General features: G+C 71.9%; 25 protein-coding genes and 1 pseudogene. 7 read left to right on the top strand and 19 right to left on the bottom strand.

Going from position 1 to position 24939, the window contains the following annotated elements:
* Window positions 1-82: 82 nt before the first annotated feature.
* Window positions 83-1078, top strand: coding sequence for a type I glyceraldehyde-3-phosphate dehydrogenase (gene gap / locus ABH923_RS18355; protein WP_370056833.1), 996 nt, complete (start codon window positions 83-85; stop codon window positions 1076-1078).
* 70 nt (window positions 1079-1148) lie between these two features.
* Window positions 1149-2087: an MBL fold metallo-hydrolase gene (locus tag ABH923_RS18360; protein ID WP_370056834.1), complete on the top strand. Its 939-nt coding sequence runs from the start codon at window positions 1149-1151 to the stop codon at window positions 2085-2087.
* A gap of 4 nt (window positions 2088-2091) precedes the next feature.
* Here ABH923_RS18360 and ABH923_RS18365 read toward each other — a convergent pair whose 3' ends face one another.
* Window positions 2092-2394 carry a DUF1905 domain-containing protein gene (locus tag ABH923_RS18365; RefSeq protein WP_345836499.1) on the bottom strand — a complete coding sequence of 101 codons (303 nt, stop codon included), beginning with the start codon at window positions 2392-2394 and terminating at the stop codon, window positions 2092-2094.
* A gap of 111 nt (window positions 2395-2505) precedes the next feature.
* Between ABH923_RS18365 and ABH923_RS18370 the strand changes: the two genes are divergently transcribed.
* Window positions 2506-2901: a hypothetical protein gene (locus ABH923_RS18370; protein ID WP_370056835.1), complete on the top strand. Its 396-nt coding sequence runs from the start codon at window positions 2506-2508 to the stop codon at window positions 2899-2901.
* A 78-nt stretch (window positions 2902-2979) separates the two neighbouring features.
* Window positions 2980-3606, top strand: a complete 627-nt coding sequence (locus ABH923_RS18375; protein WP_370056836.1) for a hypothetical protein — start codon at window positions 2980-2982, stop codon at window positions 3604-3606.
* A gap of 13 nt (window positions 3607-3619) precedes the next feature.
* On the opposite strand, the gene ABH923_RS18380 is transcribed toward ABH923_RS18375, so the two are convergent.
* Entirely contained in the window at window positions 3620-5065 is a 1446-nt protein-coding gene (locus tag ABH923_RS18380; RefSeq protein ID WP_370056837.1) for a lipase maturation factor family protein, read from the bottom strand.
* An 84-nt stretch (window positions 5066-5149) separates the two neighbouring features.
* Window positions 5150-5869, bottom strand: a complete 720-nt coding sequence (locus ABH923_RS18385; RefSeq protein WP_370056838.1) for an endonuclease/exonuclease/phosphatase family protein — start codon at window positions 5867-5869, stop codon at window positions 5150-5152.
* 104 nt (window positions 5870-5973) lie between these two features.
* Between ABH923_RS18385 and ligD the strand changes: the two genes are divergently transcribed.
* Window positions 5974-6993, top strand: a complete 1020-nt coding sequence (gene ligD, locus ABH923_RS18390; RefSeq protein ID WP_370056839.1) for a non-homologous end-joining DNA ligase — start codon at window positions 5974-5976, stop codon at window positions 6991-6993.
* An 87-nt stretch (window positions 6994-7080) separates the two neighbouring features.
* Here ligD and ABH923_RS18395 read toward each other — a convergent pair whose 3' ends face one another.
* The 8 genes from ABH923_RS18395 to ABH923_RS18430 all read right to left on the bottom strand — a co-directional run bounded on the left by ABH923_RS18395 (window position 7081) and on the right by ABH923_RS18430 (window position 14054).
* Window positions 7081-8151 carry an ATP-dependent DNA ligase gene (locus ABH923_RS18395; RefSeq protein WP_370056840.1) on the bottom strand — a complete coding sequence of 357 codons (1071 nt, stop codon included), beginning with the start codon at window positions 8149-8151 and terminating at the stop codon, window positions 7081-7083.
* 91 nt (window positions 8152-8242) lie between these two features.
* On the bottom strand, window positions 8243-9100 hold the full coding sequence (locus ABH923_RS18400) for an SDR family NAD(P)-dependent oxidoreductase (RefSeq protein WP_370056841.1): 858 nt from the start codon (window positions 9098-9100) through the stop codon (window positions 8243-8245).
* Window positions 9097-9483 (bottom strand): Fe-S oxidoreductase, encoded by a 387-nt coding sequence (locus ABH923_RS18405; protein ID WP_370056842.1) that lies wholly within the window; start codon window positions 9481-9483, stop codon window positions 9097-9099. The genes ABH923_RS18400 and ABH923_RS18405 overlap by 4 nt, the downstream gene beginning before the upstream one ends.
* Window positions 9480-10931: an NAD(P)/FAD-dependent oxidoreductase gene (locus tag ABH923_RS18410; RefSeq protein WP_370056843.1), complete on the bottom strand. Its 1452-nt coding sequence runs from the start codon at window positions 10929-10931 to the stop codon at window positions 9480-9482. The genes ABH923_RS18405 and ABH923_RS18410 overlap by 4 nt, the downstream gene beginning before the upstream one ends.
* Before the next feature lie 64 nt (window positions 10932-10995).
* A complete protein-coding gene (locus tag ABH923_RS18415; RefSeq protein WP_370056844.1) occupies window positions 10996-11781 on the bottom strand; it encodes a crotonase/enoyl-CoA hydratase family protein in 786 nt (261 codons plus the stop codon).
* A gap of 22 nt (window positions 11782-11803) precedes the next feature.
* Window positions 11804-12751, bottom strand: coding sequence for an arginase family protein (locus tag ABH923_RS18420; protein ID WP_370056845.1), 948 nt, complete (start codon window positions 12749-12751; stop codon window positions 11804-11806).
* Entirely contained in the window at window positions 12748-13395 is a 648-nt protein-coding gene (locus ABH923_RS18425; RefSeq protein ID WP_370056846.1) for an NADPH-dependent F420 reductase, read from the bottom strand. Before ABH923_RS18425 ends, ABH923_RS18420 begins: the two co-directional genes overlap by 4 nt.
* Window positions 13392-14054, bottom strand: coding sequence for a TPM domain-containing protein (locus ABH923_RS18430; RefSeq protein WP_370056847.1), 663 nt, complete (start codon window positions 14052-14054; stop codon window positions 13392-13394). Before ABH923_RS18430 ends, ABH923_RS18425 begins: the two co-directional genes overlap by 4 nt.
* Window positions 14055-14180: 126 nt before the next feature.
* On the opposite strand from ABH923_RS18430, the gene ABH923_RS18435 reads away from it, so the two are divergent.
* Window positions 14181-14921 carry a gamma-glutamyl-gamma-aminobutyrate hydrolase family protein gene (locus ABH923_RS18435; protein WP_370056848.1) on the top strand — a complete coding sequence of 247 codons (741 nt, stop codon included), beginning with the start codon at window positions 14181-14183 and terminating at the stop codon, window positions 14919-14921.
* A gap of 64 nt (window positions 14922-14985) precedes the next feature.
* Here ABH923_RS18435 and ABH923_RS18440 read toward each other — a convergent pair.
* The 8 genes and pseudogenes from ABH923_RS18440 to ABH923_RS18475 form a co-directional block, all read right to left on the bottom strand.
* A pseudogene (locus ABH923_RS18440) lies at window positions 14986-15618 on the bottom strand (protein-L-isoaspartate(D-aspartate) O-methyltransferase); the annotation flags it as partial.
* Window positions 15619-15640: 22 nt separating this feature from the next.
* Entirely contained in the window at window positions 15641-16645 is a 1005-nt protein-coding gene (locus tag ABH923_RS18445) for an N-acetylglucosamine kinase (protein ID WP_370056849.1), read from the bottom strand.
* Window positions 16642-17901, bottom strand: a complete 1260-nt coding sequence (locus ABH923_RS18450) for a 6-phospho-beta-glucosidase (protein ID WP_370056850.1) — start codon at window positions 17899-17901, stop codon at window positions 16642-16644. The genes ABH923_RS18445 and ABH923_RS18450 overlap by 4 nt, the downstream gene beginning before the upstream one ends.
* Before the next feature lie 3 nt (window positions 17902-17904).
* The gene (locus ABH923_RS18455) at window positions 17905-18810 is read right to left on the bottom strand and encodes a carbohydrate ABC transporter permease (protein WP_370056851.1); all 906 of its coding nucleotides are present in this window, start codon (window positions 18808-18810) and stop codon (window positions 17905-17907) included.
* Window positions 18807-19790, bottom strand: a complete 984-nt coding sequence (locus tag ABH923_RS18460) for a carbohydrate ABC transporter permease (RefSeq protein WP_370056853.1) — start codon at window positions 19788-19790, stop codon at window positions 18807-18809. The genes ABH923_RS18455 and ABH923_RS18460 overlap by 4 nt, the downstream gene beginning before the upstream one ends.
* Before the next feature lie 4 nt (window positions 19791-19794).
* Window positions 19795-21126 carry an ABC transporter substrate-binding protein gene (locus ABH923_RS18465; RefSeq protein ID WP_370056854.1) on the bottom strand — a complete coding sequence of 444 codons (1332 nt, stop codon included), beginning with the start codon at window positions 21124-21126 and terminating at the stop codon, window positions 19795-19797.
* Window positions 21127-21197: 71 nt separating this feature from the next.
* Window positions 21198-22346, bottom strand: a complete 1149-nt coding sequence (locus ABH923_RS18470; protein WP_370056855.1) for an ROK family protein — start codon at window positions 22344-22346, stop codon at window positions 21198-21200.
* 165 nt (window positions 22347-22511) lie between these two features.
* Window positions 22512-23507 (bottom strand): SDR family oxidoreductase, encoded by a 996-nt coding sequence (locus ABH923_RS18475; protein ID WP_370056857.1) that lies wholly within the window; start codon window positions 23505-23507, stop codon window positions 22512-22514.
* Window positions 23508-23680: 173 nt separating this feature from the next.
* Between ABH923_RS18475 and ABH923_RS18480 the strand changes: the two genes are divergently transcribed.
* Window positions 23681-24889 (top strand): mechanosensitive ion channel family protein, encoded by a 1209-nt coding sequence (locus tag ABH923_RS18480; RefSeq protein WP_370056858.1) that lies wholly within the window; start codon window positions 23681-23683, stop codon window positions 24887-24889.
* Window positions 24890-24939 lie beyond the last annotated feature (50 nt).

Raw genomic sequence — 24939 nt, forward strand, 5'->3', positions numbered from 1 at the left:
CTTTTGAAGGGTGGCGATCACGCCGCTGGTGAGTGCGCGACAGCGGCGCGAGCCTGGAGGGGAACGAAAGGATCCCCTCCGCATGACCCGCATCGCCATCAACGGCTTCGGCCGCATCGGCCGCAACGTCCTCCGCGCCCTCCTGGAGCGCGACACCGACCTGGAGGTCGTGGCGGTCAATGACCTGACCGACCCCGCCGCGCTCGCCAAGCTCCTGGCCTTCGACTCCACCGCGGGTCGCCTCGGCCGTCCGGTCTCCGTGGACGGCGACGTCCTCGTGGTCGACGGCCATCGCATCCGCGTGCTCGCCGAGCGCGAGCCGGCGCAGCTCCCGTGGGGCGAGCTCGGCGTGGACATCGTGCTCGAGTCCACCGGCCGGTTCACCTCCGCGACCGCCGCGCGCGCCCACCTGGAGGCCGGCGCGAAGAAGGTCCTCATCAGCGCCCCCGCCGACGGCGCGGACGTCACCCTCGCCTACGGCGTCAACACCGACGCCTACGACCCGGCCGTCCACACGATCGTGTCGAACGCCTCCTGCACCACCAACGCGCTCGCGCCGCTCGCCGCGGTCCTGGACGAGCTGGCCGGCATCGAGCACGGCTTCATGACCACCGTCCACGCGTACACGCAGGAGCAGAACCTGCAGGACGGCCCGCACCGCGACCCGCGCCGTGCCCGTGCCGCCGCCGTCAACATCGTGCCGACCACGACCGGCGCGGCGAAGGCGATCGGCCTGGTCCTGCCGAACCTGGACGGCAAGCTGTCCGGCGACTCGATCCGCGTGCCCGTCCCGGTCGGCTCGATCGTGGAGCTGAACACCGTCGTCGCCCGCGACGTCACCCGCGATCAGGTGCTCGCCGCGTACCGCGCCGCCGCCGAGGGCAAGCTCGCCGGAGTCCTGGAGTACTCGGAGGACGCCCTCGTCTCCTCCGACATCACCGGCAACCCGGCGTCGTCCATCTTCGACTCGGAGCTCACCCGCGTCGACGGCCGCCACGTCAAGGTCGTCGCCTGGTACGACAACGAGTGGGGCTTCTCCAACCGCGTGGTCGACACGCTGGGGCTGCTCGCCGGCTGAGGTCTCCGCTGTGCGAACGGACCGCGTCCCGGTGGGGCGCGGTCCGTTTCCTGTCGGCTACCGTGAGGGGATGCCGTCGTCCTCCGCCGCCGACCCCGCCGTCGAGTCGATCACGCCGGGCGTCCGTCGCGTGCGCGTCCCCATGCCGCCCGGCACCGGCCTCCCGTTCAGCAACGCCTACCTGATCGCGGACGCGGACGGCCGCGTCCACGTGATCGACCCGGGCTCCCCGACCCGCGAGGCGCACGAGACGCTGCGGGCTGCCCTCGGCGGAGCCCCGGTCGCCTCGATCGTGCTCACCCACCTGCACGCCGACCACTCCGGTGGCGCCGCGGCGCTGGCGGCGGAGACAGGCGCCTCCGTCCTCGTCCACGAGCGCGAGCGAGCGGGCCTCGCGCTGATCGCCGCAGGTCTGCCCGCGCCGGACCTGGAGGCGTGGGGCGTCCCCGCCGACCGCCGCCCGGAGCTCCTGGCCGCCGCGGCCGTGCCGACCGGTCCGGCCGCGCAGCTCGCCGACGCGGTTACGGGCGTATTGACGGACGGCGTCCTGCTCGACCTCCCCGGCTGCCGCCTCCGTGTCGTCGGAACGCCCGGCCACACCGGCGGCCACCTCTGCCTGCACGACGAGGAGGCCGGCCTCCTCATCACCGGCGACCACGTGCTGCCGACGGTCAACTCGGGTCTGGGACTGGGCGGTCCCACCCACAGCAACCCGATCGCCGACTACCTCGATTCGCTCGACCGGGTCGCACAGCTCGATCGAGGCGACCTCCGCGCCCTCCCCGGTCACGAGGACCCATTCACCGGCCTGCGCGAGCGCTGCTCCGCCCTCGCCGCGCACCACCTCCGCCGCGCGGACGAGGTCGCCGCGCACCCCGGCGGCACCGTGTGGGAGACAGCCCGAACCCTGACCTGGACCGGCGGCTGGGACGCCCTCGCCGGCTTCACCCTGCTCTCCGCACTGCGGCAGACGTCTCAGCACCGGGAGTTCGTCGCCCGGCGGGGGTGAGCTTCTACAGCATCGTCTCCACGCCCAGCGTCACCCGGTCCCCGAGCCCGACGCCCTCGCGCCGCCGCACGTCGCCCTTGATGGCCACGACGTAGGCGCCGTCCGCGCTCTCCGGGAACACCGACGTCGACCAGCGCGAGCCGCCCAGGGTCACCATCACCTTGACCGAGCCCCAGCCGGCGGGCGGGTGCGGCTGCAGGCGGATCTCCTCCGAGATGTCGTCGGGCAGGCGGGCGAACACCCACAGGTCGCGCCGCGCCTCCCAGCGGAACAGCTCCGTCTCGAACTCGTAACGCACGCCGGCCATCACCCCAGCCTGCCACCGTCCACCGACATCCGCCCGGGTCGCGCGCCGGACGTCCCTCTGCCCACTGGCGCACCGACGGCGCTATCCTCGCACCGACCGTCAGGAGGACCCATGTCAGCCACCCGCCCCGGCAGCGTCACGTTCGTCGCCGTGCTCGTCTACATTAACGGCGTCCTCAACATCATCGGCGGCGTCGTCATCCTGTTCACCCGCGATCAGATGGTGCGCGCGTCCAACGCGGGCGCGATCGCCGGGATAACCACGGCGGCGATCCTCTCGATCGTCCTCGGCATCGTGATCCTGATCGTCGCCCGCGGCCTCCTGAGCGGCAGCCGCTTGGCGCGCGGACTCGTCACCGTCGTCATGATCCTGAACGCGGTCAGCGGAGTGATCCTGTTGTTCAACTTCCAGTTCTTCAGCGGGATCCTCGAGATCCTCTGGGCCGTCGTCGTGATGTACCTGCTGTTCACGCAGCGCGCGAACGCCTTCTTCGCCTCGCGCGCCTGAGCCGTCGGCGGGATCGGCAAGAATGGGACATGGCGCCGCAGCCGGCGCCGCCCGACCGACCCCCGAAAGGCTGTGGCCATGCGCTGGCCGAACTGGCTCAGGAAGCCCACGGTGAAGACCGTGCGCACGCGTCCCTTCGACGAGGACGCCCTGCCGGAGCCCGCCGCGCCCACGCTGGAGCAGACCGTCGACGAAGGTATGCTCCTGGCGGAATACGCCACCAGGATGTCGGTCAAGAACCACATCGTGGTCGACACGCTGCAGTACGGGAACGACTTCGATCCGGCCAGGCACACCGGCGAGGCGGCGCACCTGCTGCGCGAGCTCGCCTCCGAGCAGGGGGAGGCCGCCGGCCGGATCGACGCCGACCTGGAGGCCGCACAGGGACTCCGAGGCGACGCGACCCACCCGCACGACTACCGCGACGTGGACGTGGCGAACCTGCGGCTGCGCCGGGACGCGGCGGTCGCGCTGGCGAGCGCGCTGCGGGCGAAGGCCGACTCGGAGGAGGAGCTGCTCGCGCTCGTGGAGCGCGGCCGGGTGGACGCCTGGGACGAGGTCGGCCGGGCCATCGAGGCCGGGCTGGACGCGTTCTCCGGTGCGGAGGCGCTGAAGGCGGACTACGAGCGTGAGAAGCCGGCACGGCTCAACCTGCTGATCCGGCGCGATCTGGCCCGGCTGCAGGAGGAGCGCACCGGGTACTGAGTCGGGAGTCCGCTCAGCCGCCGTCCCGCAGCGCCACCGGCGGGACCAGCGTCCCGACCTCCGACCGCACCCAGCGATCCCCGGTCGCGCGTCTCTCCGCGTGCGTCGCGAACCGGTAAAGGAACATCGTCGCCCGCACGGATCGCGGCGCGCGGCCGCCGAACGGGTCGTCCCGCAGCAGCCGGAGCGTCGGCCGGTCGGCCTCCAGCAGGCGCAAGAGGAAGACCTCGAACCACGGCGAGTCCCGGGAGCCCAGCGCGAGGAACCACATCAGCCAGTCCAGCCGCAGGTGGTACGGCGCGTATTGGCGGGGCAGCCTCCGCACGTCGCCCGGCTTGCCTTTGAAGCCGTACTCGCGCCACTCGGCCCCTGCGTCGTGCGGGTCGTCGGCCGTGCCCTCCACGACCACCTCGTAGCGCTCCTTCGTGACACTCCCGAACGCGCCGTAGGCGTTGACCAGGTGCCAGCGGTTGAAGCTCGCGTTCATGAGCTGGCGGCGGCGGAACAGGTTCCGCAGCGGCCACCAGCTCAGCGCCACCAGGAACGCGCTCACCAGCAGCGCGACGACGGCGTACCAGAGCGGCACGTCCGCCGCGCCGATCCCGCCGTGGATGGCGCCGCCGCTGATCCACCGCCACGCGCCGTCGCTCACTCCCGCGAAGGCGAGCACGATCGTGATCCAGTTGAGCCAGGCGAAGTTGCCGGTCGCGACGAGCCAGAGCTGGGTCAGGATGACCACCGCGGCCGCAGCGCTCGCGACCGGCTGCGGGAGGAACAGCAGCCACGGCACGATCAGCTGCGCGAAGTGGTTGCCCAGCACCTCCACGCGGTGCCACCACTTCGGCAGCAGGTGCGCGGTCCGGCTCAGCGGGTTCGGCATCGGCTGGGTCTCGTGGTGGTAGTAGAGCGCTGTCAGGTCGCGCCAGGACCTGTCGCCGCGCATCTTGATCATTCCGGCGCCGAACTCCAGCCGGAACACCAGCCAGCGCAACAGGATGACGACCGTGATCGGGGGAGCGGTGTCCCAGGAGCCGAGGAAGGCGACGGTGAAGCCGGCCTCGCAGATCAGGCTCTCCCAGCCGAAGCCGTAGAAGGTCTGCCCGATGTTCGCGATCGAGAGGTACAGGAACCAGATGAGCAGGAATACCGGCACGAACACGTAGGTCGGCGTCAGTTGCAGCACGCCGAAGACGACGAGCGCCGCGAGCCCGGCGCCGGTCCAGGCGACGGCGAGCAGCAGCCGGTCGGAGTACCGCCAGCGGAACAGCGTCGGCTGCCTCCTGGCGTAGGTCGACCGCAGGAAGCGCGGCGCGGGCAGGAGGCCGTGCTCGCCGAGCAGCGCCGGGAACTGCGCGACGGCCGAGAGGAACGCCACCACGTACAGGGCGGCCACGCCGCGCTGCAGGATCTCCCGCGCGATCGTGTAGTCGGTCCCGGCCAGCCAGCCCAGCGCATCCATCGGACCTCACCGTACGCTCGCCGCAGCGGCGGGCGAACGCCGGATCGGCCGGGGACGGATCGTGCCGCGGACGGGCCGGGGCGACTAGGCCGCCAGCTCCGCGTCCAGCCGGATCGCCCTGTGGTCCGAGGCGCCGGCGGGAAGCACATCCACCCGGTCCACATCGAAGCCGGTGGAGGTCACGAAGTCGAAGTAGCCGCTGAAGAACTTGTAGCGCAGATAGGTCGGCTCGTCGGTGCGCTTGAGCGTGTAGCCGGAGGTGGTCAGGTGCCGCTCCAGCCCGCGGATGAACCACGGGTAGTTGAAGTCGCCGACCATGATCGCGGGGGTCTCCGGCGCGAGCGAGCGCATCCCCTCGTGGGCGGCGGCGATCTGCTTGCGGCGCAGCGAGTTGGAGGCCGTCAACGGCGCGGCGTGGAACGAGCCGACCAGCACGCGCTCGCCGGAGTCGCTGTCGCGCAGCAGCACGGCGAGCAGCCGCTCGCTGGCCGGGGCGAGCACGCGGTCGTGGAGGGACTTCTGCACGGCGAAGACCTGCGTGTCCAGCACCTCCCAGCGCTCGTCGCGGACGTACACGGCGAGGCCGAGCCGGTTGGCCCGGGTGGCGTCGGCGAGCTGGAGGTCGTGCAGCCGCGGGGCGAGCGCCTCGCTGTCGCACTCCTGCAGGCACAGCGCGTCGACGTCGTACGTCTTCGCGATGTCCTCGAGCTCGTGACCGGCGGCGTGCTTGCGCAGGTTGTAGCTGATGAGCCTCAGTGTCCTGCACCTCCTCGCGTCGTAGGGTCCGGGGAACACCCGGGTCACCGCTCATTGTGGCCCAACCTTCAGGCTGCGCAACGATGACCTCCGGCATCCCACACGGAATTCACACCCTGGTCATCGCCCGTTGTGCCGGTACGGTGGGTCGCATGGCAGGCGACGCAGTCATCCTCACGGTCCCCGGTCCGCACGGGGAGCGGGAGATCCGCATCTCGAGTCCGGGCAGGGTGCTCTACCCCGAGCTCGGGATCACCAAGCTCGACCTCGCGAACTACCTGGTGGAGGTCGGAGAGGCGTTCGTGCGTGCGAACGGCGACCGGCCGCTGTCGCTGCAGCGCTTCCCGGACGGGATCGACGGTGAGCAGTTCTTCTCCAAGAACCCGCCGCGCGGGACGCCGGACTTCGTGCGCTCGGTGATGGTCGTCTACCCGAGCGCGCGGTCGCACCCGCAGCTCGTGATCGACGAGCCGGCCGCCGCGGTGTGGGCCGCGCAGATGAACACCGTGGTCTTCCACCCGTGGCCGTCGCGGGCGGAGGACTCGGACAACCCGGACCAGCTGCGGATCGACCTCGACCCGCAGCCTGGCACGGACTTCACCGACGCCATCCCCGCCGCGATCGAGCTGCGCGCTGTGCTGTTCGAGGCGGGGCTGGAGGCGTACATCAAGACCTCGGGCAACCGCGGCCTGCACGTGTTCGCGCCGATCGAGCCGAAACGCGAATTCCTCGACGTGCGGCACGCGGTGATCGCGGCGGCGCGCGAGCTGGAGCGTCGGATGCCGGAGAAGGTGACGACGGCGTGGTGGAAGGAGGAGCGCGGCGAGCGGATCTTCGTCGACTTCAACCAGGCCAACCGCGACCGCACGATGGCGGGCGCGTACAGCCCGCGAGCGCTGGCCCACGCGCCGGTCTCCACGCCGGTGACCTGGGACGAGCTGCCGGAGGTCGACCCGCGCGACTTCACGGTGCGCACGGTCCCGGAGCGGCTGCGCACGACGGGCGACCCGTGGCAGGACTTCGGCGAGCGCCCCGGCACGATCGACGCGCTCCTCGGCTGGTGGCAGCGCGACCTCGACAACGGCCTCGGCGAGCTCCCCTTCCCGCCCGACTATCCCAAAATGCCCGGCGAGCCGCCCCGCGTCCAACCCTCCCGCGCCAAAAAGCAGTAGCCCCAAGCATCAGTTCCGGAGTTGTGTACGCCCGACTCCGGCGTGTTGCGTACATAACTCCGGGAGAGATGGTGGGGGTGGGCGGGGTTAAGACATGACGTCGGCCAGGTCGTAGGCGATGGGGCGGTCGAGCTGGTCGTAGGTGCAGGAGGCCGCGTCGCGGTCGGGGCGCCAGCGCTCGAACTGCGCCGTGTGGCGGAAGCGCCAGCCCTCCATCTGGTCGTAGCGCACTTCCATGACGCGTTCCGGGCGCAGCCGCACGAACGAGACGTCCTTGCTGGCCGAGAACCGGCTGCGGTCGGTCTCGCCGGTGACCATCGCGCCGCTGTCGTCGCGCTCGACCAGCGGCTCCAGGTCGTCGACGAGCTGGAGGCGCACCTTGTCGCTGAACGCGGAGACCCCGCCGATGTTGCGCAGGACCCCGTCCTCGCCGTAGAGCCCGACGAGCAGCGACCCGACGCCCTGGCCGCTCTTGTGCACGCGGTAGCCGAGCACGACCACGTCGGCCGTGCGGTGGTGCTTGATCTTGAGCATGGTCCGCTTGTTCGGGGCGTACACGCCGTCCAGCGACTTGGCGACGACGCCGTCGAGCCCCGCGCCCTCGAACTCGACCAGCCACTGCCGGGCGCGCTCGGTGTCGACGGTCGTCCTGGTGACCTTGATGGGGTCGGGGAGGTCGCCGGCGAACTCCTCCAGGGCCGCGCGCCGCTCGGAGAACGGCCGGTCGAGGTACGACTCGGCGCCGAGGGCGAGCAGGTCGAACGCGACGAACGTGGCGGGCGTCTGCTCCGAGAGCAGCTTCACGCGGCTGGCGGCCGGGTGGATGCGCTGCGACAGCGCCTCCCAGTCGAGCCGCTGCGCGCCCGGTTCGCCGGTCGGGACGACGATCTCCCCGTCGAGGACGCACGGCCCGGGCAGCAGCTCCCGGAACGCGGCGATCAGCTCGGGGAAGTAGCGGGTCAGCATCTTGGAGCCGCGGCTGCCGATCTCGATCGCGCCGATCGTGCCGTCGCCGGCGTCGTCGGCGTAGACGAGCGCGCGGAAACCGTCCCATTTCGGCTCGAAGCTGAGGCCGCCCGGGACGCTGTCCTGCTCGGGAACGGCGGGCAGCGCCTTGGCGAGCATGGGGGCGACGGGTGAGCCGGAGGTCGGACGCATGTCTCGATCATGCCCCGCCGCGCAGCCATCCGAAAGGGCGCCGCGGGTTCAACCGGAAGGGCGCGCTGGGCAGGCCTGCGCCTGGTGGACGTCAGTTCCGGTCCGCGACTCCCGTGAGACCCTCGGTCAGCGTCCAGAGGTCGCGGGCGAGCTGCGGGTCCTTCGCCTGCCCGGTCACCCGGCCGTTGGCGGCGAACTGGTCGAAGTAGGTGCCGCTCGGCGCCCCGACCGGCACAGGGCCGGTGAGGCGCTCCAGCGGGGCGGAGCCCTCCTCCGGAGTGATGCCGTACCGGCCGCCGGTGACCGCGCCGCCGAACCGGATGAGCGGCGAGCTCGCGCCGAACCGGGTCACGACCGTGCCCGGATGGAACGAGTAGGCCGAGACACCGGTGCCGGTGAGCCGCTCCGCGAGCTCGGTCACGAACAGGATGGTCGCGATCTTGGACGTTCCGTATGCCCGCCAGCCGCCGCGCCAGCGCCGCCGCTCCCAATCCAGGTCGTCCAGCCGCAGGCTCCCGAACAGGTTGGCCATGCTGGCGGTCGAGACCACGCGGACGTCTCGGCCCGCTGCCGCCGACTCCAGCAGGCGCGGCTGGAGGAGCCGGGTGAGCAGGAACGGCGCCAGGTGGTTGAGCTGGATGGTGCGCTCGTGCCCGTCGACCGTGACACGACGCTCGTGGTACAGCCCGCCCGCGTTGTTCGCGAGCACATCGATGGTGTGGTAGCGGTCGAGGAGGGCGGCGGCGAGCGCGCGAACATCGTCCAGCCGCTCGAAGTCGGCGAGGAACGGCGTTGCCCCGATCCGCTCGGCGACAGCGCGCGTCCGCTCCGGGTCGCGGCCGACCACGGCGACATCGTCGCCCGCCGCGGCGAGCCGGCCGGCGGCGACGGCGCCGATGCCGGAGCTGGCTCCGGTGACGACGACGGTGCGGCGCTCCTTCGCGTTCATCGGTAGCCGCCTTTCTCGAGGCCGGCCTCGATCTCGAACCGGTTGCGGAGCGGGTCGCGCCCGGCCAGCAGGTAGAGGAACGGGAAGAGCATGCCGTAGCGCTGCCACTGCCGCTTGTGGACGGCCTCGTGATCGAGGACGTCGTCGCTCACGTTCCGGTCGGTGAGGTAGCACGCGCCGACGCACGACCCGCCGCGGCCGAACGTCCGCTTCGGCATGCCGCGGAACACGAACAGCCCGGCGCGGCGCTCGACGCGCCCGGTGCTCCAGACGAAGCCCCAGACCATCCCGACCGCGGTCGCGTACAGGTAGCCGAGCCGGCTGATCGGCGAGTCCAGGAGGACCGCCGAGAGCGGGCGCACCACATTTTCGCGCGCCGTCATCTCGTGGGCCGGCCGTACGTCTCGAGCAGCCGCAGCCAGACCTCGCTGACGGTGGGGTAGGACGGGACGGCGTGCCACAGCCGCTCCAGCGGCACCTCGCCGACGATCGCGACCGTCGCCGAGTGCAGGAGCTCGCCGACGTCCTGCCCGACGAAGGTCGCGCCGAGGACGACGCCGCGGTCCTCGTCCACGACCAGGCGCGCCAGGCCGTCGTAGTCGTCCGCGAGCACGTAGGCGCCGCTCACCGAGCCGATCGGGTAGTCCACCACGCGGATGCGGTAGCCCGCCTTGTCGGCCGCGGCCGCCGTCAGCCCGACCGAGGCGACCTCCGGCTCGGTGAAGGTGACCTGCGGGACCGCCTGGTGGTCGGCCGTCGCCACGAACGCGCCCCACGGCGCGAGGGACACCTCCTGACCCTTCGCGCGAGCGGCGATCGCGTCGCCGGCCGCGCGGGCCTGGTACTTGCCCTGGTGGGTGAGCAGCGCCCGGTGGTTGACGTCGCCCGCGGCGTACAGCCAGCCGCCGTCGACCGGCTCGCCCGCCGCGTCGAGCACCCGCATGCTGTCGTCCACGGTGAGCCAGCCGCCGTCCTCCAGCCCGAGGCTCTGCAGCCCGAGGCCCGAAGTGCGCGGCAGCCGGCCGGTCGCGACCAGGAGCTCGTCGGTCTCGACCACCGTGCCGTCGTCGAGGCGGATCCGGAACCGGTCGTCGTCGGTGCGCTCGACGGACTCGGTCGCGACGTCGAGGTGGACCGTCGCCCCGAGCTCTGTCAGCGCCGCCGCGACGCGTTCGCCGGCGAAGGGCTCGGCGCCGCCGAGCAGCCCGTGCCGCGCGATGAGGTGCACGTCGGTCCCGAATCCGGCGTAGGCGGTCGCCATCTCGGTGCCGACCGTCCCGCCGCCCAGGATCGCCAGGGACACCGGCACGCGCTGCACGCTCGTCGCGTCGCGGCTCGTCCACGGCTCGCTCGCGCGCAAACCGGGGATGTCGGGCAGCATGGCGGCGGAGCCGGTGCACACCGCAACCGCGTGCTTCGCGGTCAGGACGGTCGTCACTCCGTCCGCACCGGTGACGGTGACCTCGCGGGGTGCGGAGAGGGTGGCCCAGCCGCGGACCAGGTCGATCCCCGCGCTCTCCAGCCATTTCACCTGCCCGTCGTCCGTCCAGTCGCTGGTCATGTAGTCGCGGCGGCGGAGCACCGCGGCGACGTCGAGCGGCCCGGTCACGGCCTCCCGGGCGCCGCCGACCCGCTGCGCCGCCCGGAGCGCGGCGGAGGAGCGGAGCAGGGTCTTCGACGGGATGCAGGCCCAGTAGGAGCACTCGCCCCCGATGAGCTCGGCCTCGACGATCACCGTGCGCATGCCGCCCTGGGCGGCGCGGTCGGCGACGTTCTCGCCGACAGTGCCGGCTCCGATGACGATGACGTCGTACTCGGTCGTTGCGGTCATCTCTCCTCCACAGTGCTTCGTGATCCCTGGGGTTCGTGGCCCTGGCCGGATGGCCGAGGCGGCGTCAGCGCCCGACGAACTCCGCCGGGGTGCGGGTGAGGAAGGCCTGCATGCCGATGCGGGCGTCCTCGCTGCCGGCCAGCCGGACGAGCGCCGGCTGCAGCGCGGCCTGGGCCGCCGCGTCGCCGTCCTGCACGGCAGTGACCGCGTTCGCGAGTGTCGCCTGCACGGCCAGCGGCGCCTGTGCGGCGATCCGCTCGGCGATGGCGAGCGCGGAGTCGAGCTGGGCGCCGTCGTCGACCACCTCCTGCACGAGCCCCATCCGGTACGCCTCGTCGGCGTCGAAGGGGTCGCCGGTGAGGATGTACCGCATCGCGTTGCCCCAGCCTGCCGCGCGCGGGAACCGGATGGTCGCCCCGCCGAACGGCAGGATGCCACGGGCGACCTCGATCTGCGCGAACGTCGTGGACCGTGCCGCGACCGCGACGTCTGCCGCGAGGATGAGCTCGATGCCGAGAGTGAGGCAGGTGCCCTGCACCGCGACCACGACGGGCTTGCGGACGCGCGGCCCCGACACGCCCCACGGGTCGACGCCGGTGTCGCCGACGAACGACAGTCCCTCCGGCCCGATGCGCGGCCCCACGTCGGCGAGGTCGAGGCCGCCGGTGAAGTGGTCGCCGATCGCATGGACGACACCGACCCGCAGCCCGGGATCGCGGTCGAGCTCCCCGTAGGCCTCCGCCAGCGCGCTCAGCAGCTCGTAGTCCGCCGCGTTGCGCTTCTCGGGACGGTTGAGGCCGATCAGCAGCACGTGGCCGCGCCGCTCGGTCAGGATCTTCGGTTCGCTCATGCCTCTCAAGCTACCGGCGGGATCAGCGGACGTCATCCGGCGGCGCAGTATCCGTGGATAAGTCGCGTGGCCCGTGATCTGTGGAGGAACCTCCGCCGACCGGGCTGCCGGCCGCCGCGCCGTTCTTCAACGGCGCCGTCAGGCTCCCGAGCACCCGCAGGATCACGCTCAGGTCGCGCCCCGCCGCGTCCGGCGACTCCGGTGCGAACTCCGTCACCGCCGCCCCGGCCAGCTCGAACCGCGTGCGCAGCGCCCGGATGGCGTCCGTGAGCTGCTCCGGCGACACCCCGAACGGCTCGGGGAACCCGATGCCGTCGATCGTTGCCGGGTCGAGCACATCGAGGTCGACGTGCAGGTACACGGACGTGGCGCCGGTCGCCTCCACCGCGCGCACCAGCGCCTGCGGGTCCTCGAACTCGTCGGGCGCGACCACCCGGATGCCCATCCGCTCCACGAACGCCGACTCGCCGTCGTCGAGGGCGCGCGTTCCGGCGAGGACGAGCTGCTCGTGGTGCAGGCGCGCCGCGCCGGTCGCCGCCAGCCCGTCCGGCCCGTCGCCGAGCAGGGAGCGCACCACCATGCCGTGGAAGGCGCCGGACGGCGAGGTCGACACGTTGTTGAGGTCGCCGTGAGCGTCGAACCAGACGACCGCGACCGACCCGGCCGGATTCGACTCCACCGCGTGCTGCACGCCGGCGAGGTCGGCGCCGCAGTCGCCGCCGATCGTGACGACCGGCGCCTCCAATACCGCCAGCTCCGCGGCTGCGAGCTCGCGGACCAGGCTGAGGGAGGAGTACCGCAGCACGCCGGTCCCGAGCGCCTCGCCCGCCGCCGCGGGGACCGCCACCGCGTGGGTCGCGTTCGCGGGGAGGTCGCCGCGGATGGCCTCCGCGCCGTCGATCAGCCGCATCGCCCGGGAGGAGCCGGAGCCCTGCCACTGCGGTACGACGAGGAACGATGCCGGGCTCATCCTTTTTCCTTCCGTGTCGCCGCCGCGGCCGCACTGCGCAGGCCGGAGGCGGTCAGATGCTGGCCGTAGGCTGGCATGTCGCGCTCGAACCGCCAGCCTTCGGCGAGCGGGCCGAGGTCGACGACGTCGAAGCCGAACTCGTCGAGCAGCTCGGAGACGAGGGCCTTCGCGTCGTCGTCGTCGCCCGCGATCGCGAGGGCGCGGCGGCCGGGAGTGCCGGGAGGCGCGGCGTCCGCGGTCAGGTTCGCCGCCGGGACGTGGTTGAACGCTTTGACGACGCTCGCCTGCGCCAGGACACGCTGCAGCAGCCCCGACACCGTCTCGCGGCCGTCCTCCAGTTCGGGGATGACACCGTCGCGGGCGGGGTAGTAGTTGCCGGTGTCGATGACGACCTTGCCGGCGAACGCGGCGGAGGGCAGCGAGGCGATCGAGCGCAGCGGGATGGCGACGACGACGATGTCGCCGGCCTGGACGGCCTCCGTCACCGTCCCGGCGCGCGCGTGCGGACCGAGCTCGCCGACCAGCGCGGCGAGCGACTGCGGCGCCCGCGAGTTGCTGATGACGACCTCGTAGCCGTGCGCGATGCCGAGGCGGGCCAGTTGGCTGCCGATCCGGCCGGCCCCGACCAGGCCGAGAGTCGTCATGCTGCGCCCTCTCTGTGCTGCTCGTCCCTGTGCTCCACGATCTGCCTCGCGCCGCGCCTGCGCCGGAAGACCAGCCACAGCACGACTCCGCCGACGATCAGGACGACCGCCAGTGCCACCCAGAAGATCACAGTCCCGCCGCTGTCGCCGACCGCCGCGCCGAGTCCCTGTGCCGCGGCGACGGCGGCGGGCGTCCAGTCCTGCGTGCGCAGCTTCGGCTCGACCTGCGTCTGCTCGATGGTGGTCAGCTCGCGGTCGCTGACCGGGCCGCTGCTGTCGCCGGACAGGTAGTAGGACTGGCCGTCCGTCGCGACCGCGAGGAGGTAGTCGGTCGGGCCGAGGCCGTTGCGGGCGGCGGTCTCGTTGGCCCAGTCCTCCTCGTCGGTGGGGTTGGTGAACTGGTCGACGTAGACGACGTAGAGGCGGATGCCGTGGTCCTTGTACAGGGAGGCCGACGCCGCCTCGATCGTGTCCACGTCGGCGTCCGAGAGCACGCTCGCCTGGTCCACGACGTGCCCGGAGCCGAAGTCGACCGGGTCCGCCGTTCGCGCCGCCTGTGCCGCGGGCGCGGACAGCACCAGCGGGGCGGACACCGCGCCGACCGCGAGCAGGAGAGCGAGGAGCGCGCGACGCCCGATCAGCGAACGGTGCACAGACATTCACCCACTCTCCCGAGCTTTCCTGTCATCGAGCCGAGTCTAGGAGCGCGCTCCCGGCCGTGTCACTGTTTCGACCTGTTACGCGCCCGGGTGCGCCGAAGCGCAGGCCGCCGCAGAATGGCTGTCATGTCCCCGGCCGCCCGCACCCTCGCCGTGGTCGAGGCGACGCGCTTCCGCGGCCACGACCCGGAGTACCACGCGTACGTGCAGGTGCTCGTCGGGGGAGTCGTCCGCGCCGCGGAGGCCGACGGCTGGACCGTCTCCCGGCTCGCAGCCGACGGCGGCACGGACGCCCTGCTGGCGGCCACGGAGCGCGCCGACGCCGTGGTGATCGTCGGCGGCGAGGACATCGCGCCGCGGTTCTACGGCGGCTCAGCGGGCTACCCGCACGAGAGCCTCCACCGCGAGACTGCGGACGCCGCCCAGCTCGCGCTCGTGCACCGCGCGATCGAGCGCGGCCTCCCGCTGCTCGGCATCTGCCGCGGCCTGCAGATCGTCAACGTCGCGCTCGGCGGCACGCTCGTCCAGGACCTGGGGGAGTCCGACCACGTGCGCCGTGGCGTCCCCATCCCGGAGGTGCTCACCACGCATCCCGTGCTCCTGGAGCCGGACAGCCGTGTGGAGGAGCTGCTCGGCGGTCCCGTGGTCGCCGTCCGCAGTGCGCACCACCAGGCGGCGGATGTCGTGGGCGAAGGCCTCCGCGTCACCGGCCGCGCCCCCGACGGCCACGTCGAGGCGATCGAGCACGAGACCGCCCCCATCCTCGCGGTCCAGTGGCACCCCGAGGACCCCGCCGCCCCCGCGGGTCAGCTGACCGCGCTGCTGGGCGCGCTGCGCGCACCGGCGCACGCCTCCCTCGCCGCCTGACCGCGCCGGCATTCGTGCCGAATGTCGCGAATGCGGCGGCGAAACGCGACATTCGGCACGAACGTCACTGCTTCCAGCCGTCGGCGCCGATGAGGGGGACGAACGCGACGGCGCCGAGGTTGCGCTCGCGCAGCGAGCCGTCGGCGGCGCGCTCGAACACGGCCAGGTGCTGGGCGCCTCCCGGATGCCCGACCGGCATCACGATGCGGCCGCCCGGTGCGAGCTGCTCCGGCCAGGCCCGCGGCACGGTCGGACCGGTCGCCGCGGCGACGATGACGTCGTACGGCGCGCCCGCCGGCCAGCCGAGCGTCCCATCGCCGGTCACGACGTTCACGCGGTAGCCCAGCGCCTCCAGCGTCGCAGCGGCGGTGACGGCGAGCTCGGCGTGCCGTTCGATGCTGACCACCCGGTGGCCGAGCTCCGCGGCGACCGCGGCCGCATAGCCGGAGCCGGTGCCGATGTCGAGCACGGCGTCCTCCGGGCCGATCCTCGCAGCCTCCAGCATGAGCGCGACGATGTAGGGCTGCGAGATGGTCTGGCCGTCGCCGATCGGCATCGGGTGGTCCTCGTAGGCGTACCGCTCCGCGCCCTCCGGGACGAACTCGTGCCGCGGCACGCGTCTCATCGCGTCGAGCACCCGCTGGTCCTCGATCCCGCGGAGGCGTAGCTGCTCCTCGACCATCCGCTCGCGTTCGGCGCTGAATTCCCTGTTCGTACGGCTATTGAACCACCGCGGGGCGCCGGTCCTGAAGGCTGGATGTCGCGGTCTCCAGCGCCTCGGCGGACGCGCCGGCGGCCTCCAGGGCCAGCAGGGCGGCGCCGAGGATCGGCGCGGCGGTGACCAAGCGGATGCGCGCGTGCGGAGCGCGCGCCGAGAGCCTGCGCTCCACCCCGGAGAGCAACCGTTCGTCGCGCGACCCGATCACGCCGCCGCCCAGCACGACCGGCACCTCGCGCCCCAGGAGCCCGAGCCGCCGCAGCGTCGTCACGGCGAACACCACGATCTCCTCGGCCTGGCGGTCCACCAGCTCCTGCGCCACCAGGTCGCCGGTGCGCGACGCCGCGAGCACGGCAGGGGCGACGCGGGAGAGGTCACTGCTCGGGAGGCGCCCGAAGTGCAGCGCCTCGATCACGGCGGGGATGCCGTCGAGCCCGAAGATCGACGGGATGGCCTCGACCAGAGAGGTCGCCGACCCCCGGCCGTCCACCGCCCGCGCGGCGTGCCAGAGCGCCTGCTCGCCGAGGTGCCAGCCGCCGCCCCAGTCGCCGGAGGTCATCCCGAGCGACGGGTAGCGCACCACCGCGCCGTCGGAGCGCACGCCGACGCAGTTGATGCCGGTCCCGCAGACGACGGCGACGGCGTCGGGCTCGCTGGTCCCTGCGCGCAGCAGCGCGAACAGGTCGTTGTCGACCACCGCGTCTGACCAGGCGTAGCCGGCGATCCCCGCGCGGAACTCGGCCTCCTCGGCTGGGAGGTCCAGCCCGGACAGGTAGATGTTGGCGGCGGCGATCGGGCGCGGACCGGTCTCGGCCAGGAGCCGCTCGATGAGCTCGTCGACCAGCGCGGCCGTCGCGGCCATCCCGATCAGGTGCGGGCTGGAGGTGGCGCCGCGAGCGGTGGCGGCGACCGTCCCGTCCAGTTCGAGCGCGACCGCGTCGGTCTTCGATCCGCCGCCGTCGACGGCGATCACGATCGGGGAGACCTCCCCCTGCGCCCCGCTCATCGCGCCCATGCCAGGTGCGCCCGGTTGTCGGCGAGGAGCAGGTCGGTGAGCTTCTCCGCGCGGTCGTACTGCCCGACCAGCGGATGGGCGAGCATCGCCCGCAGCACCCGGTCGCGCCCGCCGTGGACGGCGGCGTCGAGCGCGAGTCGCTCGTAACCGGCGACGTGGCCGATCAGCCCGGCGAGGTCGTCGGGGAGCGGTGGGACCTCCACCGCGCGCACGCCGTCCGCGCCGACCACCGCCGGCACCTCGATCACGTGGTCGTCGGGGAGGAAGGGCAGCGTGCCGTCGTTGCGCAGGTTGACCACCTGCACGTCGCCGCGGTCGCTGGTCAGCGATGCGAGCAGGTCGACTGCCGCCTCGGAGTAGAACGCCCCGCCGCGCTGGGCCAGCTGCTCGGGCTTCGTGTCGACGGACGGGTCGGCGTACAGCTCCAGGAGCTCGCGCTCCACCTGCCGCACGGCCTCGGCCCGGGAAGGGGCGTGGAGTTGCTCGCGCAGCACCTCGTCGTGGGCATAGTAATAGCGCAGGTAGTAGCTCGGCACGTTCCCGAGCAGGCGGATCAGGGAGGCCGGCAGCTCGATCTCCTCGGCGAGCTGCGGGAGGTGGGCGCCCAGCAGGTCGGGGAGGACGTCCCGGCCGCCGACGGTGACCGATCGCTCCCAGGTGAGATGGTTGAGGCCGACGTGCCCGAGCGCGACGTCGCCCGGTGCGACCCCGAGCAGGCCCGCGAACCGGCGCTGGAAGCCGATCGCGACGTTGCAGAGCCCGACCGCGCGGTGGCCCTCCTGCAGCAGCGCGCGCGTCACGATGCCGACCGGGTTGGTGAAGTCGACGATCCAGGCGCCCGGCTTGGCGTGCCTCCGCACGGCCTCCGCCACCGAGAGGACGACGGGGACGGTGCGCAGCGCCTTCGCGAAGCCGCCGGGGCCGGTGGTCTCCTGCCCGATGCAGCCGCACGCGTGCGGGAACGTCTCATCCCCGTGACGGGCGGCCTGGCCGCCGACGCGGAGCTGGAGGAGCACGGCGTCGGCGTCGGCGACGCCGGCGACCAGGTCGGAGGTCGGCACGATCCGGCCGGGATGCCCCGCAGCGCGGAACATCCGTTCGCTCACGCCGCCGACCAGCCGGAGCCGCTCCGGGTCGGTGTCGACGAGCCAGAGCTCCTCGATCGGCAGCAGGTCGCGCAGCCGGGCGAACCCGTCCACGAGCTCGGGGGTGTAGGTGGAGCCTCCGCCCACGACGGCCAGTTTCACGAGCTATCCCTTCACGCCGGTGAGTGTGATGCCCTCCACGAACACGCGTTGGGCGAAGAAGAAGATGATCACCACGGGCACGGTGACGAGCATGGTCATCGCCATGGTGAGCCCCCAGTCGGTGCCGTGGACGCCGCGGAACGACGCCAGCCCGTAGGCGACCGGCCAGGCGGCCGGGTTCTCGGACGTGTACAGCAGCGGGCCGTAGTAGTCGTTCCAGGAGTTGAAGAACATGAAGATCGCGGTCGCCGCGATCCCGGGCTTGGCCATCGGCAGGACGACCCGCCAGAGCACCCCGAACTCGCCGTTGCCGTCGATGCGCGCCGCGTCCGAGTACTCCGGCGGGATGGTCAGGAAGAACTGGCGCAGCAGGAAGATCGAGAACGCGTCGCCCAGCAGGTTCGGCAGGATGAGCGGCCAGAGCGTCCCGGTCAGGCCGAGCTGGGACCACATCACGTAGATCGGGATCGCGGTGACCTGGGGCGGCAGCAGCATCGCGACGATGATCGCGGTGAACAGCACGCCGGAGCCGCGGAAGCGGATCTTGGCCAGCGCGTAAGCGGCGGGGACCGACGAGAGCAGCATGAAGGCCGTGGCCAGGATGGCGTACATCGCCGAGTTCGCGAACCACTGCGCGAGCGGCACGGTCGTGAAGACCGTGACGTAGTTGCTCCAGACGAAGGGCTGCGGCCAGAGGGAGGCCGTGAGGGTCTGCGAGCTCGACATCAGCGAGGTGAGCAGCACGAACACGACGGGCGAGACGAACAGCACGGCGAGCACGATGAGCACGGCGTGCTCCGCGATCCAGCCGAGCACGCGGCGGGTGCGCAGCGAGCGCGGGCTGCGGATCCTCCGCTGCGGGGCAGCGGGAGAGGCCGGGGCCTCCGGGGTCAGGGTTGCGGACGTCATTGTGCGCCTTCCGGGGTGAACGCCTTGAAGCGGCGCAGCAGCAGGACGAGGATGAGCGCCGCGACCACGAACAGCAGCACGGCGAGCGCGGACGCGTAGCCGAGCTGGTAGGTGCCGAAGCCGCGCACGTACAGCCACTGCGTGTAGGTGAGCAGGGAGCCGTCGGGGTACCCGAGGGTGTTGCCGATGCCCTCGCCGACCACGGCCTTGCCGCTGGCCACCGAGGAGGCGACCGCGGCCTCCGTGAAGTACTGGATCGCGGCGATCACGCCGGTGACGACGGCGAACAGCAGCACCGGCGAGATACTCGGCAGCGTGACGTAGCGGACCTTCTGGAGGCCGCCGGCGCCGTCGAGGGAGGCCGCCTCGTACTGCTCGCGCGGCACGTCGAGCAGCGCGGCGAGCAGGATGATCATGATGTCGCCCATCACCCACACCCCGAGCAGCACGAGCGACGGCTTCGACCAGGCCGGGTCGTTGAACCACAGCGGCCCCTTGATCCCGAACCAGGCGAGCACCTGGTTGACCGGCCCGGTTCCCGGGTTGAAGAGGAACACGAACGCGACGACGCTCGCGACCGGCGGCACCAGCGCCGGCAGGTAGAAGACCGTCCGCCAGAGGCCGGACGCGCGGCGCGCGCGGGCGAGGAGGCCGGCGACGATGAGCGCGAACCCGGTCTTCACCGGCACCCAGATCACCACGAACCACAGCGTGTTCAGGGTGGCGAGCCAGACGTTCGGGTCCTGCGTGAACAGGTACTCGTAGTTGCGCAGGCCGATCCACTGCGGAGGCGACACCAGGTCGAATCGGGTGAACGAGTAGTAGACCGACGCGAGGAGAGGGTAGACGAAGAAGATCGCGAGTCCCAGCAGCGCGGGGGCGAGCAGGGCCAGCGTCACCAGGTTGCGGCGCCGCCGGCTGCGGGAGGGCCGCGCGGGGCGGGCGGTCGCCCGCCCCGCGCTTCGAGCCGTGACGGTCACGAGCTCACGGACCCGTCGAGAGGGCGAGGGCGTCGTTGATCTGCTTGTCGACCGACTTCAGCCCGGCGTCGATGTCGCCGCCCTGGCTCTGGTACTTGTTCCACCAGTCCTGGAAGGTGTTCTGGTAGCCGGCCCCGAGCGGGCTGGCGGGCGTGGTCATGACGTTCTTGTTCGATGCGATGTCGAGGAACGTCTTGAACTGCGGCGAGACCTCCAGCTTCGGCGAGGCGAGCGCGTCCTTGGTGGTCGGCACGTTCTTCAGGCCGTTGGCGAGTTTCACGACCGCGTCGGTGTCGGTGGTGAGGTACTTCAGCAGCGCCCAGGCCAGCTCGGGCTGCTTCGAGCCCTTCGAGATGCCGATGATGTTGCCCGTGATGTACCCGCCGCCGTAGAGGTCGGTGTGGTCGTCGGCGGTCGGGAACGGCGCCGTCCCGTAGTCGAGCCCCTTGGCCTGGTCGTCGATGAACGCGGTGCGGTACTCGCCGTCCATGTTCATCGCCACCTGGCCGGTCTGGAAGGCGTTGTCGGCGGAGAACTCCTGGCCGAGGCCCGAGGTGAAGGCGTTGAGCTTGTCCCAGCCGATCTTGTCGACGTAGGCCTTCTGCCATTCGATCAGCTCCTTCCAGCCGGGGGAGGAGGAGATCGCGCTGGTGCCGTCGGCCTTCAGCCACTCGGCTCCGGCGGCCGGGCCGTAGTGGGCGGCCGAGTTCTCGTACCAGCCCATCGTCGGGTTGAAGCCGAGGGTCTTGATCGAGCCGTCGGCGTTGAAAGTCGTCAGCTTGTCGGCCATCGACTCCAGCTCGCCGAGCGTCGTGGGCGGCTCGCTGAATCCGGCCGCCTGGAGGAGCTTCTTGTTGTAGTAGAGGCCATAGACATCCGCGAGCATCGGCATCGCGCAGCGGTTGCCCTTGAACTCCGTGTACGACTTCACGGTGTCGCTGAACTGGCTGAGGTCGACCTTGTCGCGCTCGATCACCTTGTTGAGCGAGCGGAACGCTCCGTTCGTGCAGAAGTTGCCGACGATGTCGGTCGAGTAGGAGAGCCCGACGTCGACCTTGCTGCCGGTGGCGATGGCCTTCTGCAGCTTCTCGTCGTCCTGGCCGGAGTGCACATCGACCGTGATCTTGGGGTACTTCTTCTCGAAGTCGTCGACGACCGACTGGATGACCTTGGCCTCCCGGTCGGAGAAGAAGTGCCAGAACGAGACGGTGCCCGACAGGTCGGACGGCGTGCTGTCCTGGAAGGACGCGCCGCTGGACCCGCCGGAGCAGCCGGCCAGGGCGAGCGCCGCGGCCGTGGCGACGGCGGCGGCGGCGATGAGTTGACGGTGTTTCACGGGTGGTTCCTCGCTGATCCTTCTCGTGATGTTCGGGTGGACGGATGTGGTGCGGAGGTGCCGGCGCCGTCTCAGACGGCGATGCGCGACACTTCGTCGAAGAGCGCCTCGCGCACCTCGCCGAGGAGATGCTCGCGGGCGCCGCGGAGGACGGGGTGGGTGGCGACGCCGGTGGCGACGACGGCGCGCTCGCCCCAGGCGTCGCGCAGTTCTGCCGCGACGAGCTCGCCGAGCCGGGGGCCGCAGGCGGCGCCGGTCGGGCCGCCGAGGACGACCAGCTCCGGATCGAGCAGGGCGAGCACGGGGACGACGCCGACGGCGACCCGCGGGGCGAGCTCGGCCACCAACGCAGCCCGTGCGCTGTCGTCGCCCTGCAGGTCGTCGGTCAGGCCGTATGCGCCGGCGAGCCGGGACACGGCCGGGCCTCCGATGAGGTCCTGGAGGTCGGAGGCGCCCGGGTCGAGGGCCGCTGCCGTTCGTGGGATCGGGAGGTAGCCGATCTCGCCCGCTCCGCCCGAGGCGCCGCGGTGGACAGAGCCGGCCTGGTCGACCGCGAGGCCGAGGCCGTCGCCCATCCAGAGCAGCGCGAAGCCGCCGGCCTCGGTGCCCGCGCCGTCGGTGCGCTCGGCGACCGCGGCGAGGTTCACGTCGTTGTCGATGTGGACCGCGATGCCGAGGGCGTCCTCCAGCCGGCGGCGGATGCCCCGCTTGGGCCAGCCGGGGAGCGTCTCGATGTAGGTGAGCTCGTCCGTCCGCGGGTCGAGGGCGCCCTGGACGCCCACGCAGACGGCGCGCACTCGCCCGGCGTCGACGGAGGCCGCGTCGCAGGCGGCGTCGATCGCGAGCCGGAGGTCGGCCTCCGGCGCCCGCGCGGCGAGCGGGGTGACCGCGATGGGGTGCTCGGCTCCCGCGGCGTCCACGATTGTCGAGCGGATGGAGGTCGCGTCGATGTCGACGGCGACGCCGAGCATCCGGTCGGTGCGCACCGCATAGCCGGCGGCATTGGGTCCGCGGCCGGCGGAGACCTCGCCGACCACGTGGATGAGCCCGGCCGTCTCCAGCCGCGAGACCATCTGCGCGGCCGTGGGCTTGGAGAGCCCGGACAGCTCGCCGATCCGGGTGCGCGTCAGCACCCCGTGCTCGAGCAGCAGGGCGAGTGCCGTGCGGTCGTTGGTCTCGCGGAGCCACCCCGGGGTTCCCCGGACGGGTCGGTCGGCCATTGTCATCCCCTCGTCGGAACGATCTGATGGCCAGAATGTATCAGGAAAGTTTCTTTATAGTAAAGAGCCCAGCCCAAAATCACCGAGGGGCACATTGTTGTCACTTCCGGCGTGCGAAAGCGACAACAACGTGCCCCTCGTGGAGTTCAGGTCGGCGTGTGCCGGTCAGACCGCTGAGCGCGCGTGGTCGACGAGGCGGTCGAACGCCGCGTCGAGGTCGGGGTCGAGGCGCTGGCGGGACGCGTCGGCGAGGTACCAGTCGACGATCTCGCCCGCGCCGTGCGCGAAGGTGACGGTGGCCTGGTACTCGGGCACCAGGGCCTTCACCTTGGCGTTGTCGAAGTGCATCGAGTGCGCCTTGTCGCCGAGGAGGCCGGGGCCGAGGTCGGGGATGACGGCGGCGATGGTCTCGCTCGCGACGTGCACGAGCTCGGCCTCCACACCGAGCGCCTCGGCGAGGTAGCAGTAGATCTGGTCCCAGGTCGGCGCCTCGTCCGAGGTGATGTGGAAGGAGTCGCCCACGGCCTCCGGGCGGCCCAGCAGCCCGACGAACGCGACCGCGAAGTCCGTGTTGTGCGTGATCGTCCACCGGCTCGTGCCGTCGCCGTGCACCACGACAGGCGCCCCGCGGCGCATCCGCTCCAGGTCGGTCCAGTGGCCGCTGGTCGGGATCATGGTGCGGTCGTAGGTGTGCGACGGGCGCACGATCGTGATCGGGAAACCGCGCTCGCGGTACGCCTCCACGAGGAGGTCCTCGCACGCGATCTTGTCGCGGGAGTACTGCCAGAACGGGTTGCGCAGCGGGGTGGACTCGATCACCGGCATCCGCGCGGGCGGGGTCTGGTAGGCCGACGCCGAGGAGATGAACACGTACTGGCCGACCCTGCCCTCGAACAGGTCGAAATCGGTGCGGATGTGCTCCGGAGTGAAGGCGAGGAACTCCGCCGCGACGTCGAAGCTGCGCTCGCCGAGCACGTGGTGCACGCTGTCCGCCTCGCGGATGTCGGCGTGCAGCACCTCGACGCCGTCCGGGAGGGGGCGAAGATCGCTGTTCCCGCGGTTCACGACCGTGACCTCGTGGCCCTGCTCGAGGGCCCGGGCGACGCACGCGGAACTGATGACCCCCGTGCCGCCGATGAAGAGTGTCCGTGTCGCTGTCATCCCTGCTCCTCGCATCGTCGCCGGCGGTCCCGCACAGGTTTCGCGGCCGTCGCCGGCCACGCCCCCAGACGACCCAGACTAACGCTCCGACGGCCCCTGAGGTTAAGGTCCCGTCGCCTCCCGCGTACAGTGCAGGTCGTCCACCCGGCAGACCAGGGAAGGAGTCCTCCGCCGTGCCACTGCGAACCTGGCCCTCACTCGTGATCGCGTGCCTCATCGCCATCGTCGCCGCCGTGGTGGTGACGGCGATCGTGGGGCTGATCCTGCGCGGTGTCGGCCGCCATCGCCAATGGCCCGCTGTGCTGACGAAGCGCGCGCGGGTGCCATTCCGGCTGTTTCTGGCGGTCATCGTGCTGTGGATCGCGGTCACGCTGACGCTGCCGCTCGACGTGCCGCTGTACTGGACGGGAGTCATCCAGCATGCGTTCCTGATCCTCGCGATCGCCACCGGGACCTGGTTCCTCGCGGCGCTGGTGGTCTTCGCCGAGGACCTCGGGCTCGCCCGCTACCGCGTCGACGTCCCCGACAACCGGTACGCCCGCCGGGTGCGCACGCAGGTGCTGGTGCTGCGGAGGTTGACGGTCGTCGCGGCGGTCGTGATCGGGCTGGCCGCGATCCTGCTGACCTTCCCCGTGCTGCAGGCGGCGGGGGCCAGCCTGCTGGCGTCGGCGGGGATCATCGGTGTGATCGCCGGTGTCGCCGCGCAGTCGAGCCTGGCGAACCTGTTCGCCGGCATTCAGCTCGCCTTCAGCGACGCCATCCGGATCGACGACGTGGTGGTGGTCGAGCAGCAGTGGGGGACCATCGAGGAGATCACCCTCACCTACGTGGTGGTGCACATCTGGGACGACCGCCGGCTGGTGCTGCCGTCGACCTACTTCACGACGAAGCCGTTCGAGAACTGGACGCGCCAGCACAGCGAGCTGCTCGGCGCGGTGGAGTTCGACCTCGACTGGCGGGTGTCGCCGGCCGGGATGCGTGCGGAGCTGAACCGCATCCTCGCCGCGACGGACCTGTGGGACGGCCGCACCGGCGTCCTCCAGGTCACCGACGCCACGCAGGGCTGGGTGCGGGTGCGCGTGCTGGTCACCGGCAAGGACGCGCCGACCCTGTTCGACCTGCGTTGCTACGTGCGGGAGCGCCTGATCGACTGGATGCAGCGCTACTCCGACGCCGCGCTGCCGCGCAAGCGCGTGGAGATCGTGGAGACCCCGGAGACCCAGGTGCCGAGCTCCCGCGCCCGCAGGGCCCAGGAGGCCGAGGGCCGCCTCTTCGGCGGCACCCCCGAGAAGGAGCAGCGCGCCTCCCAGTTCACCGACGCCATCCCCGTCGTCCCTGACCCCACCCGCACCGACGAGCGCACCGCCGACCCCGCCGACTAACCCCCACCCACCCCACCCCGCCCCACCCGCCCCACCCGCCCCACCCCACC

The sequence above is a fragment of the Leifsonia sp. EB41 genome, from assembly GCF_041262565.1.
In the GTDB taxonomy this organism is placed as follows: domain Bacteria; phylum Actinomycetota; class Actinomycetes; order Actinomycetales; family Microbacteriaceae; genus Leifsonia.

Bases quoted from the DNA above. Each gene is read 5' to 3' on its own strand.
- ABH923_RS18455 (WP_370056851.1), bottom strand. From the start codon at position 18,810: ATGACGTCCGCAACCCTGACCCCGGAGGCCCCGGCCTCTCCCGCTGCC.
- ABH923_RS18415 (WP_370056844.1), bottom strand. From the start codon at position 11,781: ATGAGCGAACCGAAGATCCTGACCGAGCGGCGCGGCCACGTGCTGCTG.
- ABH923_RS18380 (WP_370056837.1), bottom strand. From the start codon at position 5,065: ATGGATGCGCTGGGCTGGCTGGCCGGGACCGACTACACGATCGCGCGG.
- ABH923_RS18435 (WP_370056848.1), top strand. From the start codon at position 14,181: ATGTCCCCGGCCGCCCGCACCCTCGCCGTGGTCGAGGCGACGCGCTTC.
- ABH923_RS18395 (WP_370056840.1), bottom strand. From the start codon at position 8,151: ATGCGTCCGACCTCCGGCTCACCCGTCGCCCCCATGCTCGCCAAGGCG.
- ABH923_RS18445 (WP_370056849.1), bottom strand. From the start codon at position 16,645: ATGAGCGGGGCGCAGGGGGAGGTCTCCCCGATCGTGATCGCCGTCGAC.
- ABH923_RS18400 (WP_370056841.1), bottom strand. From the start codon at position 9,100: ATGAACGCGAAGGAGCGCCGCACCGTCGTCGTCACCGGAGCCAGCTCC.
- ABH923_RS18430 (WP_370056847.1), bottom strand. From the start codon at position 14,054: ATGTCTGTGCACCGTTCGCTGATCGGGCGTCGCGCGCTCCTCGCTCTC.
- ABH923_RS18365 (WP_345836499.1), bottom strand. From the start codon at position 2,394: ATGGCCGGCGTGCGTTACGAGTTCGAGACGGAGCTGTTCCGCTGGGAG.
- ABH923_RS18405 (WP_370056842.1), bottom strand. From the start codon at position 9,483: ATGACGGCGCGCGAAAATGTGGTGCGCCCGCTCTCGGCGGTCCTCCTG.
- ABH923_RS18410 (WP_370056843.1), bottom strand. From the start codon at position 10,931: ATGACCGCAACGACCGAGTACGACGTCATCGTCATCGGAGCCGGCACT.
- ABH923_RS18425 (WP_370056846.1), bottom strand. From the start codon at position 13,395: ATGACGACTCTCGGCCTGGTCGGGGCCGGCCGGATCGGCAGCCAACTG.
- ABH923_RS18370 (WP_370056835.1), top strand. From the start codon at position 2,506: ATGTCAGCCACCCGCCCCGGCAGCGTCACGTTCGTCGCCGTGCTCGTC.
- ligD (WP_370056839.1), top strand. From the start codon at position 5,974: ATGGCAGGCGACGCAGTCATCCTCACGGTCCCCGGTCCGCACGGGGAG.
- ABH923_RS18475 (WP_370056857.1), bottom strand. From the start codon at position 23,507: ATGACAGCGACACGGACACTCTTCATCGGCGGCACGGGGGTCATCAGT.
- gap (WP_370056833.1), top strand. From the start codon at position 83: ATGACCCGCATCGCCATCAACGGCTTCGGCCGCATCGGCCGCAACGTC.
- ABH923_RS18470 (WP_370056855.1), bottom strand. From the start codon at position 22,346: ATGGCCGACCGACCCGTCCGGGGAACCCCGGGGTGGCTCCGCGAGACC.
- ABH923_RS18420 (WP_370056845.1), bottom strand. From the start codon at position 12,751: ATGAGCCCGGCATCGTTCCTCGTCGTACCGCAGTGGCAGGGCTCCGGC.
- ABH923_RS18375 (WP_370056836.1), top strand. From the start codon at position 2,980: ATGCGCTGGCCGAACTGGCTCAGGAAGCCCACGGTGAAGACCGTGCGC.
- ABH923_RS18360 (WP_370056834.1), top strand. From the start codon at position 1,149: ATGCCGTCGTCCTCCGCCGCCGACCCCGCCGTCGAGTCGATCACGCCG.